The organism is Frankia casuarinae, from assembly GCF_000013345.1.
Lineage (GTDB): Bacteria > Actinomycetota > Actinomycetes > Frankiales > Frankiaceae > Frankia > Frankia casuarinae.
The window spans coordinates 1,184,246-1,198,500 of record NC_007777.1; the positions used below are offsets into that span (position 1 = coordinate 1,184,246).

The window sequence follows — 14,255 nt, forward strand, 5'->3', positions numbered from 1 at the left end:
AGTAGTGATGGTCAACGCATCCGGTCCGGTAGCCGCGCTGTCGCCCCATGCGCTTCTCGTTTTCCTGCTCCAGATCGCTGTCCTGCTCGGGCTAGCTTATCTCCTCGGGCGGGCGGCAACGCGGCTGGGAATGCCGGCAGTGGTGGGTGAACTCCTCACCGGCGTGATCCTCGGGCCATCTCTGCTTGGCGCGCTCGCGCCTGGCTTCGCCGGCTGGCTGTTGCCCGCACGGGCCGACCAGTTCCATCTCCTCGACGCCGTCGGCCAGCTCGGCGTGATTCTGCTGGTCGGATTCATCGGCATAGAGATGGACATCCAGATGGTGCGGCGCCGGGGTCTGGCCGCCGCCCGGGTCGGCCTCGCCGGGCTGCTGGTTCCGGTGGGCCTCGGCGTCTCGGCGGGTCTACTGCTGCCTGACTCTCTCGTCGCGGACGGCGCCCATCGGCTGGTGTTCGCGGTGTTCCTCGGCGTAGCGCTCGGGGTCAGCGCGATCCCGGTAGCCGCGAAGATCCTCATCGACATGAACCTGTTGGACCGCAACGTCGGCCAGCTCACCCTGGCCGCGGCCGCAGTCGACGACGTGGCCGGGTGGTTCGCACTCTCCATAGTGTCGGCGATGGCGACCACGGGCGTGCGTGGCAGTGACATCGCCGTGCCGGTGGTCAGCGTGCTCGGCACCGTGCTGGCCGCCCTGGTGGTCGGTCCTCCGACGGTCCGACGGGCACTTCGATACGCCAGCACGGCGCGCGACGGCGGTGGCCACATCGTGGTCGTCACCGTACTGATCCTGGCCGCGGCGGCGGCCACGGAGGCACTGAAGCTTGAGGCGATCTTCGGCGCGTTCATCGCCGGCGTCGTCATCGGGTCCAGCCGGGGTTTCGCTCCCGACCGGGTCGCGCCGCTGCGGACGGTGGTGCTCACCGTGCTGGCGCCGATCTTCTTCGCCACCGCCGGGCTACGGGTCGATCTCGGCAAGCTCACCGACCTGTCGGTCCTCGCCGCCGGCCTGGTGGTCCTGCTGCTTGCCGTCGCGGGCAAGTTCGCCGGCGCCTACCTCGGAGCCCGGGCCAGCCGGCTTGGCCACTGGGAGGCCCTCGCGCTCGGCGCCGGGCTGAACGCCCGCGGGGTCATCGGTCTGGTCGTCGCCGGAGTGGGGCTGCGCCTCGGCGTGTTGAACACGGCGGCCTACACGGTGGTGGTCCTCGTGGCACTCATCACCACCATGATAACTCCGCCGATCCTGCACCTCACGATGCGACGGGTGGAGCACACCGCGGACGAGACACTACGGCGACTGGACCCCCCGGCGACACCGAAAGCGCACATTCCGGTGCCCGACGCTAGCGCCGGCATGGACGTCAAATAACCGCATCCTGCAAAAGGCTGTTTCGTAACTCGATCGGGTGTGGTGTAGGTGGGGTCGGGGTGTGCTCGACCCGCGCGACCCGACCGGCTCACTCCCGCTCGTCAGCCCGTCGGGAAGACCACGGACAGGCCAACGACTGCGTGGCAGATGAAGGATTTTGACCCTTCGGAGTCGCCCTGCCCCTACCAGCCCAGGAGTGCGAATCCCCTGGGCCACCCGACCCAAGAAGCTGTTTTGGAATTACCCTGGTCCCATATCCCGACCCGATAAAGCGGGCTGTCGACCGGTTGGCACGCCGAGCGCCGGAGTCCGATCCTCTGGCGCCCAGCATGCGTCCGAGGTTAGAGCAAGATCTAAAATAGGTTCTTAGAATTTTCCTCCGGGAGGGGTTGGGACCGCTGTCTGGGCTATGACCGCAACGTGGCTGGTGGCCCCGGCTGGCGCCGGCCGGGGTGTCGCACTTTGCGGACTCTCGATACTGGCCCGTGGTACGGGTACGGCGCCGCCGTTGTCCTGCTTGGAGTTCTGGCCGCAACCGCTGAGGAACAGAGTCGATGGGATGACGAGGGCGCCAAGCACCGTCACCATGGCTCGACGGCCACGGTGCCTCGGCGTCCGGGGCCATCGGGATTGGAAGGAATGTATGGTGTCCATAATGATTCAGTAGTCTACTGCCCTATGCGCAACTTTTCCACCTACCCGAGAGGCCGGGTTTTCCACCCGTCCGCGAGGTCAAAAAGATCCTGAAGCGTCCTTCCGGTGATCACATCAGTACCTTCGGCGGGTAAACCAGCCCGCCTCTTCCGAACCTTGCTGGTGCCATTGATGATCAGGTGTGAGCTCAATGGAAGTACTTTAAGAGCGTGTCTCACGCGGCGGTTCCCGGTAGATAAACGATCATGGATGTGATGGAGAGCGGCTTGCTCTACGTCCGGTCCCGGACGAGTTGTGGAAGCTGGTTGAACCGTTGCCACTCCGGTTCGAGGCAGGTCCGCAGGGCGTTGAACACCCCCGGCTGCTCGGCGAGGATCGGGCGGCCAGCGTCTGCTCGCCGACGTGGGAGCCGTCGATCGCGGCCCCGAGCGTCGCTCGCGACGCGTAGGTGGTCATGAGCGCGGCGCGCACAAGTAGGTGGGGCGGGTCGTCGGCGGTGCCCGACGGGCCGAACGCGGCCCGGCTCGCCGTCGTGTCCAGGCAGCGGGTCTGGGTGCCATCGTCCCGCACGCCGGCGGGTCACATACCGTTATCAACCTCCATTCTCAAACCCCTTCTGACCGACAATCTCAAACACCTTCTCAGATCTCTGCGAATTCGCGAACGGCCTGGATGAACTGGTTGAACTGGCTACGGTGCACGTCGTGTGATGCGTTGTGCAACTCGACGGTGGTGCAGCAGGCGGGCAGGATGCGGCGTGCGTGCGCCCATTCCTCGTCGGACCACAGTCCGCCCCGCAGCGGGTTGGCGCGGATGAGAAGGGTCCGAACAGTGAGCTGACCTAGGAGCGGGAGTAGCGAGCCCGTACAGGATCCATCGCGCACCAGGCTCTCGACGATGGCAGGGTCGGCGTACCGGAAACCCTCCAGCAGACTGTCCACATCATCGGGGTGCCAGCTGGGATGAACCATGGCGAGGATTTCCCGCAGTTCTATTTCGGGCAGTGCGATGGCCTTGATCAGATCGTTGATCTGTTCGCGCTGCAGCTTTGGTGACATCATCACCGGGGGGTCTTCAAGAACAAGACTCGACACCGTCGGGGGAAGCTGCTCCGACTCGGCACCGGTCGCGGTGACCAGGGCCACGGCGGCTCCCCACGAGTGGCCGACCAGCATCGGCTCCTCGACCCCCAGGGCGGTCAGGAAGGACACCACATCATCAGCGGCCTTGCGTAGGCCGTACGACCCGATGGGTGCTCGAACACTGGCACCATGTCCTCGCAGATCGAGCGCGAACACCTGGTACCTATCCCCCAGCGCGGGGCCGACACGAGACCAGCTTGCAGCCGATCCCGCGTTGGCATGCAGCAACACGACCCGCATTCGTTCATCTCGATCTTCACTCCAGACCCGATAGCTGAATCGGCCGGCAGGCAGATCAATGAATCGTGCGTGCCAGCCAAAATTGGCACGGCCAGCGTGTGCGCCCGTCATGGCAGGCTCTTTTCTTCGTCAGCGGTGGCCGCTATGGTGCTACGGTCGCACCAGCTGGCGATTCCGCGGGCCGGATCCGCTCCCACGTCAGGTACGGAAGCCGGATGCCAGAGCCGTCCCACTTCGCCGGACAACACAGCGTCAACACATTCTCTCTCAACGCGAAATTGCGAACCTGGTTCCCTCCAATCCATTCGGGAACAGACGCCACCTGCACATGATGGATGACTTGATCATCCTCTAGGCAATAGGTTCCGCAGTATCCGATGTAGGGATGGTTCATAGCGATCGATTCGGCGTCGACCTGCGAGCTATTCATGAATTCGGAGACGGATGCGCTTGAGGTGCGACGCTGAGGGTCGCGCAGGTGTGCGGACATGTGGCCGTCGGCCGCGTAGATCACTAGACCGCTCGGTTGGGTGCCCATGGGCATGCTGAGAATTATTCCATTGCGGTCAGTAACGATGAACGAGACAAGCTTCCATGCTCCGACTAGCAAAGGTCCATGCGTATCGAGGTGGTCCGAAAAATCCGAACTGGTTACGCCGCTCATGAAGGCAAACCTCCATTGATGTTGGATTAGCTTAGATTGTTGACTTGCTAGTCCGAGGTCGACAGTTCGGAGGCCACGCCACATCCCCTCCCTTCAGCGTCCGGTGATGGCGGTACAGGAGCCCCTTCCCTGATGCGGGGGTGATCCCCCGCCGATGATCCTCGCGATCCGTAGGAGGTGGAGGCCGCGTGCAACAACACCGCGGTACACGTCCGTCTTGGTGGCGGCAGGGCCGGGGAGGCTGGCGAATTCCGACCTCCGCTATTCCCGCGGAAAATCCAAAATTCATGATCACGTCTCGCGGAAGCGGTTGATCGCTTCCAGATGGCGGGTCCGTATCGCGTTGTCGCGCACGCCGAGGCCCTCCTGCGGCGCGAGGCACAGGACCGCGACCTTGCCCTGGTGCAGGTTGCGGTGCACCTCGTAGACGGCCTGGCCGGTCTCGTCCAGTGGATACACCCGTGACACGGTCGGATGAACCAGCCCCTTGGTGATCAATCGGTTGGCCTCCCAGGCCTCGCGGTAGTTCGCGAAATGCGACCCCACTATCTTTTTCAGATTCATCCAGAGATAGCGGTTGTCGTAGGAGTGGACGAAGCCGCTGGTGGAGGCGCAGGTGACGATCGTTCCGCCGCGGCGGGCCACATAGACCGAGGCGCCGAAGGTCTCCTGTCCGGGATGCTCGAAAACGATGTCCGGATCCTCCCCGCCGGTGAGCTGCCGGATCTTCTTGCCAAAGCGCTGCCATTCCTTCGGGTTCTGGGTGTGCTCATCCGTCCAGAACCGGTAGCCTTCCGACGTCCGGTCGATCACCAGCTCGGCGCCCATCCTGTGGGCAATTTCGGCTTTCTCGGAAGAAGAGACAACGCAGACTGGGATGGCACCGCCGCGCACCGCCAGCTGCGTGGCGTAGGAGCCCAGACCCCCGCTCGCGCCCCAGATCAGCACGATATCTCCCTGCTTCATGTCCGCGCCGTTGCGCGACACCAGCTGACGGTATGCGGTGGAGTTCACCAGGCCCGATGCCGCGGCCTCCTCCCAGCTCAGATGCGCCGGTTTCGGCATGAGCTGGTTCGCCTTGACCAGAGCCAGTTCGGCGAGGCCACCGAAGTTGGTCTCGAAACCCCAGATGCGCTGCTCCGGATCCAGTATCGTGTCGTTGTGGCCCTCCGGCCGTTCCAGCTCGACCGACAGGCAGTGGGCCACCACCTCGTCACCTGGCGACCAGGCGTGTACCCCCGGCCCAGTGCGCAGCACGACACCGGCGAGATCGGACCCTACGACGTGATAAGGCAGGTCGTGTCGCTTGCTGAGCGGGGAGAGACGGCCGTAGCGCTCCAGGAAACCGAACGTCGGCAGGGGTTCGAAGACCGACGTCCACACCGTGTTGTAGTTGATCGAGGACGCCATCACGGCGACCAGCGCCTCACCGGGGCCGATCTCCGGTGTCGCGACCTCGTCCAGGTGCAGTGAACGTCGGGGGTCTTTGTCGCGGGATGCGAGCCCACTGAAAATGTTGACGTCTTCCTTTCGGACGACCACTCCCCGGTAGGTCTCCGGCACCCGGAGGGATGTAAAGGCCTCCTTGGGCGTGTCACCGGCGAGAATAGCTGACCTTATTTCTTTCACGGTCGAACTCTCCTATACGATGCCGACATCGAGCAGATGTTCAGTAGACCCGGAAACCCCGCCCGGTCTTGTACCCCAGACATCCGGACCTGACGAGGTCTTCCAGCAGGAGCGTCGGGGTGTACCCGGGTTCGCGGAACTCCCGGTACAGGGCGCGCTGGATGGCGAGTGTCACGTCCAGGCCGATGACATCGGCGAGTTCGAACGGCCCCATCGGGTGTGCGCAGGCGACCTTCATGGCTGTATCGATCACATCGATATCCACGTAATGGGACTCCAGCATCTTCACCGCGTCATTGAGATATGGGAACAGTAGGGTGTTGACGATGAAGCCGGCGCGGTCGGCACACCGGACCGGGTACTTGCCCGCCGTCCTGGCCACGTCGAAGACAGTCGCGGTCACGTCGTCCGCGGTTACGATGGTCGGCACGATCTCGACCAGGCGCATCTTCTTCGCTGGGTTGAACCAGTGCATACCGACCACATCCTGCGGGCGGGACGTGGCGGTGGCACACTCGATCACTGGCAGCGAGGACGTGGTCGTCGCGAGGACCGCTCCCGGGCGTGCAACCGTGTCGAGTTCAGCGAACAGCGCCCGTTTGACGTCCAAGTCCTCAACGACCGCTTCGATGATGAGGTCACACTCGGCGAGGACGGACAGATCGGTCGAAGCTCGAACCCGTGCCAGTGTCGAAGTACGCTCGTCCGATGAGATCTTTCCCCGTTCGACCGCTTTGTCCAGTGACCGCTCGATCTTCGTCCGGACAGCGGCGATTTTCTTCTCGCTCCGTGCACGGAACACCACCTTGTAGCCATGGTGGGCACAGACCTCGATGATTCCGCTGGCCATGGTGCCGGTGCCGACCACGCCGATCGTGTGCACCGGCCGTCCTGGGACCGCGAAGAAGCCGAGTTGGGGTGGTTCGACCATGTCGACGATCTCGGAGGAGTAAGGGGCGGCATAGGTGTAGAAACCCCGCCCGGTCTTGCGGCCGAGCATGCCGGCGGTCACTAGCTGCTTGAGCAGCGGGGCCGGTGCGTGCAGGTGGTCGCGGGAGGTGTGATAGATCGAGTCGAGAATCTCGTACGCGGAGTCGAGACCGATCAGATCGAGCAGTGCCAATGGGCCCATCGGGTGACCGCAGCCGAACCGCATGGCGGCGTCGATGTCCTCACGGGTGGCGTAGCACGCCTCCAGCATCCGGACAGCGCTGTTAAGGTACCCGAACAGCAGGGCGGTCACGATGAAACCCGCCCGGTCCCCGGCGACCACCGCGGTCTTTCCGACCTTCGCGACGAGCGTCCCGACATCCTCCAGTACAGACGGGTCGGTGACCGCAGTATGGATGATCTCGACCAGGCCCATGACCGGTGCGGGGTTGGACCAGTGGGTCCCGACAACCCGGGAGGGGCGTGAGGTAGCGACGGCCAACGTGATGATTGGCAGGGAGCTGGTGTTCGTCGTAAAGATCGTCTCTGGCGGACACAGCCTGTCCAGCTCGGCGAAGAGCCCGAGCTTCTTCTCGATCCGCTCGGGAATCGCCTCGATGACCAGCTGGCAGTCGGCCACGGCCTCGATCCCGGTTCCGGCCTGGATACGGGCGAGCAGGGCGTCCCGCTCGACCTTGGTCAACTTGCCGCGGCTCATCGCCCGGTCCGTGGAGTGCCGGATCCGATCGAGCCCACGGGCCAGCGTCTCGTCGTTGAGCTCGACGCCGACCACCTCGATGCCGGCGCGCGCCATTACCTCGGCGATGCCGGCGCCCATCGTGCCGAGCCCGACAACTCCGACCTTCGTGCCGTTGAGCTGGATATCCATCAGGTCGCCGGTGGACGATCCGGTGCGCTCGCCCCGGATTCTTCACTATTATCCCCATCAATTGCGCCCTGTCTGGGGCGATGCCCCAATGCTCCGGACGGAAGCCGTCGACAATCCGTGTGGTTATCAGGTCGAACACCTCCGCGTTGAGGCGCACCAGGCTGCGGTGGGCATCCCCGGTGCGGCTGACCAGGCCGGCCTGCTCGAGTACCTCGATGTGCTTGCAGACCGTCTGCACGTCGGCCTTGCACCACTCGGCGAGCTCGCCGACCGTGGCGTCGCCGTCGCTCAGCCGCTCGATCAGGTCACACCAGGGCGGATTCGCAAGAGCCTCGAAGATCTGAAACATGATCCTGACCTTCCCCTGCAACCACGATACATCAGCTGATTCGTTTACGATAGCCCACCGAGTGGCCCATGTCGTCAACTGTACGGATGAATATGGGCGTCCTCGGGGCGACGCGTGAGGCCTGCGGTCACCTATGGTCTGGCGGCGCGGTGGCGAACATGATCATTTTTGATGACGGACGGTCCGCCCGAACCCGCCGTGGTTGGCGCTGGAAGCCAAGGGATGGCAGGACGACCTGCAGCTTCGCGACTGTCGCCAGACGGCGGCGGTTGGCGCTAGGAACGTCTCTCTGTAACGGGCAACTGGCTGAGTGGTTGCGATCTACGTGATCGCTTGTGATCGCTCGAGTCTCGCCTGAGGTGCTCGGAAGTGGTGTGTTCCGCCGGGTGCGTGGTTCGGTGTCGGCCGACTGCGCTGCGACCGGGTCTTCCGCCTGCCCGCCCCGCCCGCCGAAGGCGTCCGGCCGGCCACCCCGCCACGGCCCCGGCAGCCCACCCGGCCACGCCAACCGACGACAAGCGATCATCCAACCGGTCGGGAAGACCACGGACAGGTCAACGACCGCAGGACCTGAAGGACCGACAAGTTAAACGACAAGGTGCGCCACGAACGTGGAAGGGAGTGAATTGTAGGAAGAGCTTCTGACTGCGGTGCTGTGTAGCAGATGAAGGATTTGGCCCTTCGGAGTCGCTCTGCGGAGGGAGGCTCCAAGCCGCCACATGCAGCTACCGCCACATGCAGCTAGGGGGAGGCAGGCATTTCCCTGCCCTACATCCGCGACATATTAGGACACGTCGACCTGTCCACCACTGAAATCTACGCACGGGCCTCGACCGAAGCCAAGCGCAAGGCGCTCGAAGCCGCCTACACCGACATCGTCACCGACGACCTCCCCGAGTGGAACCAGGACCCCGACCTGCTCAACTGGCTCACCTCGCTGTGAGCCCCCGCCGCTGACAGGTTGACAGGTTATGCGCAGCGCTCAAGCCCCGATCGGGTCCTCACCAGGCCCGACAGGCCAGCACTGCGCATAATCCAGCGCTGCTCATTAGGCTCTCCGATCTCACCCGTGCTGGCGAACCTGTTCATGCACTACGCGTTCGACGCGTGGCTGGCCCGGACCTACCCGGGCGTCGCGTTCGAGCGCTACGCCGACGACGCGATCGTGCACTGCGACAGCAGGAGTCGGGCTCGCCACGTGCTGGCCGCGCTCGACGACAGGATGGGACAGGTCGGACTGCGACCGCACCCGACCAAGACCAGGATCGTGTACTGCAAGGACAGCAACCGGCGCGGCTCCCATGAGCACACGTCGTTCACGTTCCTCGGCTACACCTTCCGCGCCCGCAAGGCACGCAGCAGGCACGGGAAGTTCTTCACGAACTTCCTGCCCGCGATCAGCAAGGAAGCCCAGAAGAAGGTCAGCGGGCAGGTCCGCCGATGGCGGCTACACCTGCGGACCGGCCACACCCTCGACGAGCTGGCACGAAAGATCAACCCGATCGTGCGCGGCTGGGCGCAGTACTACGGGGCGTTCTACCGCTCCGCGCTGCTTCCCCTCCTACAGCGCATCAACGCCTACCTGGTGCGTTGGCTCCGCAAGAAGTACAAACGGCTGAGACCGTTCCATAAGGCCCTGGCCTGCTGGCAACGCATCACCCGCCAACGCCCCGGGCTCTTCGCCCACTGGGCATGGACGTCCAACGCCTGGCGATGAGGATGACAAGAGCGGAGTGACGGGAGACTGTCACGCTCCGTTCTGTTGGAGCCCAGGGGTGCAATTCCCCTGGGCCACCCGACCTCAGGAAAGCGCGTTACCCTTCGCCGAGGCAGGGACCATCCATCCGAGGCTTTCGGCCCAGCGGCGGGCACGTTCGGGTTCGCCGGCCACCAGGGGGCCCGGCGGGCCGTCGACGTAGAAGCTCCGTGGACGGTCGAGGAGGGAGAAGCCGAGACGGTGCAGGCACCTTGCCGCACCGGCCGCGGCCGAACCCGCGGGACGGGGGTGACGGACCTTCGTGTCGAACGTGGCCGCTCCGGTGAGCGGCGTCCCCTCGGGCGACCCACTCGGTTGCCTGGGCAGTGCCTCGAGCCACTCCCGGATCCCGATCCCCGGCGACACGACATTGCCCTCGGTCCGCCTGGTGGCGTCGTGCCGGGTCTCGGGCCGACTCATCTCGAACGCATGGGTGGGCCCGCCGACGATGAGGAGCCTGACATCGTCGTTCAGGGCCGGGTCCGCGGTGCCGACCTCTACGAGTCCGACGTCCAACCACGTCGACAGGCCGATCGCGACGGCGTCCGCGATCACCCTGGTGTTGCCGAACATCGATTCATACACGACGAGGGCGCGCATCTCGTCCCACTCCTCACCCGGAACCTCGTACCGGAGCCTCGTACGGTCCCGGCCGAGGGCGACGCCCGAATACCCGCGCTGTCCCGGCCGCCGTCGGTCTGTCGGCTGCCGCCGCGAGCTCCGGTCCTCCCGGTTCTTTCGGTTCTTCCGGTTCTTGCGGCCGTAGGGGTCTCCTCGGCCGTCGCGGGCGTCGACCCTCGATCCAGGTTCCAGACCAGTGTCATCCGTGGACGGCCACGCAGGGCAGGGTAGGACGGTCTGGTCAAACCGGACATTCGGCACGGTCGGCGGCTTCCCCATGGGCCGCCGCCGGAGGTCGGTCCGCGCCGCCGGGAGGCCCGGGCGGGAGGTATGGCGGGCGTGCGGTGAAACGAGCGAACGCGGTGTGGAGGGTGCTGGTCTCCGTAGCGACACCGGCCGGTGTGGTGACGAAGGTAGCGATGGTAGACAATCTCCTCACCGTACGTCGTCTAGCGGGTCGCACAGGAGAATAGATGATCATGGAGGAGTTGCCCGAGTGGGCCGCGGGGATCGATGTCAATCGCCCGAGCGCCGCACGGATGTACGACTACGCGCTCGGCGGATCGCACAATTTCGCGGTGGACCGGGAGGCGACGCGCGCCGCCATCGAGATCCTCCCGGACGCCCTGCTGATCGCCAGATCGAACCGGTTGTTCCTGCACCGGGCGGTGCGCTTCCTCGCTGCCGAGGCCGGGATCACACAGTTTCTGGATCTCGGCTCCGGGGTGCCGACGGTCGGTAACGTCCATGAGATCGCCGAAGGGGTGAATCCGGAGGCCCGGGTCGTCTATGTCGACATCGACCCGGTCGCCGTCATCCACTCCCGGATGCTGCTGGCCGACAATCCGCGGGCCACGGTGCTCCAGGCGGATGTTCGGCAGCCCGCGTCGATCCTCGGCTCCAGCGCGGTGGCCGAGCTGCTCGATCTTTCTCAACCGATCGCCGTGCTCATGGTGACGGTTCTGCATTTCGTCCCCGACAGCGATGACCCGGCTGGCGTCATCGATTCCTTCCGGGAGGCGACGGCGCCGGGCAGCTACCTGGCCATCTCGCATGTGATCGCGGACGAGCGGGCCGTAGGGATCAACCAGGCCGGCAAGGTCTACGACGAGACCCCTACCGGGGTGACCCCGCGTTCCCGTGCGGAGATCGCCGGTCTGCTCCGCGGATACGAGCTCGTTGACCCGGGCCTGGTCTACCTGCCGGCCTGGCGCCCGGACGCGGCGAGCATGGGCGCCGATCCCCTCGCGGACAACCCGGTGCGTTCCACGATACTTGCCGCGGTCGGGCGCCGGTAGCTCGCCGTTCCCGCCTGTTCCTGACTGTTCTTGGTTTTTATGATTTTTCTTGGCTATCTTTACTTTTTTAATTTTTTATTGGTTTTTCTCCGGCTTCCGGCGCTTTTCCGGCCAGCGGCCGAGGTTTTGTCACAGGGCGGGTCAGGCCCAAGGTTTGTCATGGTCCGGCAAGAAATGCGTGCGATGAGGAGTGCGTGCGGTGAGGTCCCTGCCCCAGACAGCCCGCCAGCAGGGCGTCGCGCGCTTCGCCCAGGCCTGGGCCCGAGAGATCCTCGGCGCCAGCTATCCGGCGATCGGCCTGATCGACGTCGAGCAGCGGTTACGGGCGTTGAGCGACCGGCTCGTCGACGCCCTGCTCGCCGAACCGTTCACGGCCGACCCTGCGGCCGCGGTCGGGGCTGCCGTCGTCGAGTACACCTTCGGCGCCGCGGACGCGTTGGCCGGAACCATCGAGATCTGTGGCACCAGACTGCTCACCGACCTACGACTCGGGACGGCCGACGGGTACGGCGCCCGGCTGGCGGCGTTGCAGGGCGGGCTGGCCCAGGGATACGCCCATGCGCTGCGGGAGCGGATCCTCGCCGGGCAGGACTCGATCCATCGCGCGGCTCTGCACGCGAGCGATGCCCGCTTCCGGATGATCTTCACCGGCTCCGCGATCGGAATCCTGATCAATGATGGAGGCGGACGGATCATCGACGCCAACGACGCTTTTCTGCGGATGCTCGGAGTCGGCCCGGGTCAGGTGCAGGGCAGGTCAATCGACGAGTTCGCGCATCCCGAGGACGCGAGGGAGCTCCGGGAGGCCTATGCCGCCCAGCGGACCGCCGGACCGGAGCACATCCGGATGGAGTGGCGGTTCACCGGGATCGGCGGGTCGGTGGTGTGGGCCGAGCTGACCACGTCGTGTCTGCGCGACGACGACGGGCGGTGCCGTGCGCAGCTCTCCATGATCGTGGATGTGACTGACCGGCATCTGTTGCAGAACCAGCTGCGCCGCCAGGCGCGGCACGACCCGCTCACCGGCCTGCCGAACCGGACGGTACTCATCGAACGGGTCCACGAACTGATGGCCACGGGACCGGAACGTTGCATCGGGCTGTGCTTCATCGATCTGGACGGATTCAAGATGGTGAACGACAGCCTCGGCCACGACGTCGGCGACCGGTTGCTCGTCGCCGTCACGGACCGGCTGCGTCGGGTGCTGTCCCCGGAGCAGCTCCTGGTCAGGATGGGTGGTGACGAGTTCGTGATCCTTGTCGCCGACACAGCCGGCACGGCGGACGCCGTCGCCGTCGCCGAGACCGTGCTGGCGGCGCTGGCGAGCCCGCTGCGGGTGGGTGACCACGCGCTGTCCATCGGAGCGAGCATCGGCATCGTCGAACGGCCCGTCGCCGGCGGGGACTACGCCGATCTGCTACGGGCCGCCGACATCACGCTCTACCGGGCGAAGGCGGAGGGGAAGGGTCGCTGGGCCCTGTTCGAGGCGGAGCGAGGCGCCCGGCAGGTGACCCGGCACACTCTGTCGACCATGCTGCCCCGCGCCCTCGAACAGGACCAGTTCGTCGTCGAGTACCAGCCGATCATCGCCCTCGGCGACGGTGCGGGTGCCAGGATGGCCGCCGGGGCGATGGTCGGGGTGGAGGCGCTGGTCCGCTGGCGGCATCCTGGCCTCGGTCTGCTGCCCCCCGATCTGTTTATCGGGATGGCGGAGGAGACCGGGCAGATCGTGCCCCTCGGCCGGCGCGTGCTGGAGCTCGCCTGTCGGCAGGCGCGGCAGTGGCAGGAGTGTCATCCGCACGCCCTGTTCGTCAGCGTCAACCTGGCCGCCCGGCAGACCCGCGAGGCCGGCCTGGTGGAACAGGTCCGACGCATTCTCGACGAGACCGGGCTTTCCCCGGACCTGCTCCAGCTGGAACTTACCGAGAGCGCCTTCATGGGCACGGCCGACGAGCCGCTGCGGGTCCTGCGCGGGCTCGCCGAGATGGGCGTGCGGATCGCTATCGACGACTTCGGCACCGGTTATTCCAACCTCGCCTACCTGCGTCGGCTGCCGGTGCACACGCTCAAGCTCGCCGGACCGTTCGTCGAGGGCTTCCACTCGGCGCGGGACGCCGACCCGGGGGATGAGGAGATCGTGCAGACGCTGGTCACGTTGGCCCACACCCTGCGCCTGACGGTGACCGCCGAGGGCGTCGAGACCCCGATGCAGGCCGAGCGGCTGCGCGCGGCCGCCTGCGACAGCGCGCAGGGCTTTCTCTTCGCGCCGCCGCTGACGGCTGAGGAGATCACCCAGAGGATCCTCACCCGGTCCGCTGGCTCGGACCGAACATCTTCGAGCCCCACGCAGGCAGCGCGGGCGGCATGGGCGCGCTGATCCCGTAGGACGCGCTGACCTCTCCACCCCCAGTGGACCCTCGGCCTGGATGGCCTTGGCTCCTCCGGGCGGGGGCTCCTCCGGGGCGGGGCGCCGGTCGGTGATCTGCGGTCGGCACCCGTCATACGCTGGGAGTTTGGAGTCGGTAGTCCCGGGAATGGGCGGCGTGTCGATGTCTTCGACGCCTCGGTCCTCCCTGTCCTGGAGGCGGGGCGGACGGGGGCCGCGCACCGGCCCTGAGCCCAGACACCATGAGTCCAGAAACCATGAGCCCAGACGAGGACGGGACCGCCCGTCGCCGGGCGGGCCGAGGATCATCCTGAGCGGATCGCCGACCGTC

The 14,255-nt window shown here is 65.8% G+C and carries 10 protein-coding genes; 5 read left to right on the top strand and 5 right to left on the bottom strand.

Annotated elements, in window-relative coordinates; all coding sequences use genetic code 11:
• Window positions 1-7 precede the first annotated feature (7 nt).
• Entirely contained in the window at window positions 8-1,366 is a 1,359-nt protein-coding gene (locus tag FRANCCI3_RS04980; RefSeq protein ID WP_011435446.1) for a cation:proton antiporter, read from the top strand.
• A 1,295-nt stretch (window positions 1,367-2,661) separates the two neighbouring features.
• Here the strand turns inward: FRANCCI3_RS04980 and FRANCCI3_RS04985 are convergent.
• From FRANCCI3_RS04985 to FRANCCI3_RS04995, 4 genes are all read right to left on the bottom strand, one after another.
• The gene (locus FRANCCI3_RS04985) at window positions 2,662-3,513 is read right to left on the bottom strand and encodes an alpha/beta fold hydrolase (RefSeq protein WP_082456737.1); all 852 of its coding nucleotides are present in this window, start codon (window positions 3,511-3,513) and stop codon (window positions 2,662-2,664) included.
• Between the two features lie 31 nt (window positions 3,514-3,544).
• Window positions 3,545-4,066 (bottom strand): lipocalin-like domain-containing protein, encoded by a 522-nt coding sequence (locus FRANCCI3_RS24140; RefSeq protein WP_023841292.1) that lies wholly within the window; start codon window positions 4,064-4,066, stop codon window positions 3,545-3,547.
• A gap of 291 nt (window positions 4,067-4,357) precedes the next feature.
• On the bottom strand, window positions 4,358-5,695 hold the full coding sequence (ccrA, locus tag FRANCCI3_RS04990) for a crotonyl-CoA carboxylase/reductase (RefSeq protein WP_011435450.1): 1,338 nt from the start codon (window positions 5,693-5,695) through the stop codon (window positions 4,358-4,360).
• Window positions 5,696-5,735: 40 nt separating this feature from the next.
• Entirely contained in the window at window positions 5,736-7,514 is a 1,779-nt protein-coding gene (locus FRANCCI3_RS04995) for a 3-hydroxyacyl-CoA dehydrogenase family protein (protein ID WP_011435451.1), read from the bottom strand.
• 10 nt (window positions 7,515-7,524) lie between these two features.
• Here FRANCCI3_RS04995 and FRANCCI3_RS27805 point away from each other — a divergent pair, with 10 nt between their 5' ends.
• A complete protein-coding gene (locus FRANCCI3_RS27805; RefSeq protein ID WP_236701484.1) occupies window positions 7,525-7,902 on the top strand; it encodes a hypothetical protein in 378 nt (125 codons plus the stop codon).
• 922 nt (window positions 7,903-8,824) lie between these two features.
• On the top strand, window positions 8,825-9,580 hold the full coding sequence (locus FRANCCI3_RS05005) for a group II intron maturase-specific domain-containing protein (protein ID WP_011435452.1): 756 nt from the start codon (window positions 8,825-8,827) through the stop codon (window positions 9,578-9,580).
• 84 nt (window positions 9,581-9,664) lie between these two features.
• Here the strand turns inward: FRANCCI3_RS05005 and FRANCCI3_RS05010 are convergent, their stop codons facing one another.
• Window positions 9,665-10,219: a flavodoxin family protein gene (locus FRANCCI3_RS05010; RefSeq protein WP_011435453.1), complete on the bottom strand. Its 555-nt coding sequence runs from the start codon at window positions 10,217-10,219 to the stop codon at window positions 9,665-9,667.
• Between the two features lie 500 nt (window positions 10,220-10,719).
• Here FRANCCI3_RS05010 and FRANCCI3_RS05015 point away from each other — a divergent pair, with 500 nt between their 5' ends.
• Both FRANCCI3_RS05015 and FRANCCI3_RS05020 read left to right on the top strand, forming a co-directional pair.
• Window positions 10,720-11,538 (top strand): SAM-dependent methyltransferase, encoded by an 819-nt coding sequence (locus FRANCCI3_RS05015; protein ID WP_035730986.1) that lies wholly within the window; start codon window positions 10,720-10,722, stop codon window positions 11,536-11,538.
• Between the two features lie 199 nt (window positions 11,539-11,737).
• Entirely contained in the window at window positions 11,738-13,915 is a 2,178-nt protein-coding gene (locus FRANCCI3_RS05020; RefSeq protein ID WP_011435455.1) for a putative bifunctional diguanylate cyclase/phosphodiesterase, read from the top strand.
• Window positions 13,916-14,255 lie beyond the last annotated feature (340 nt).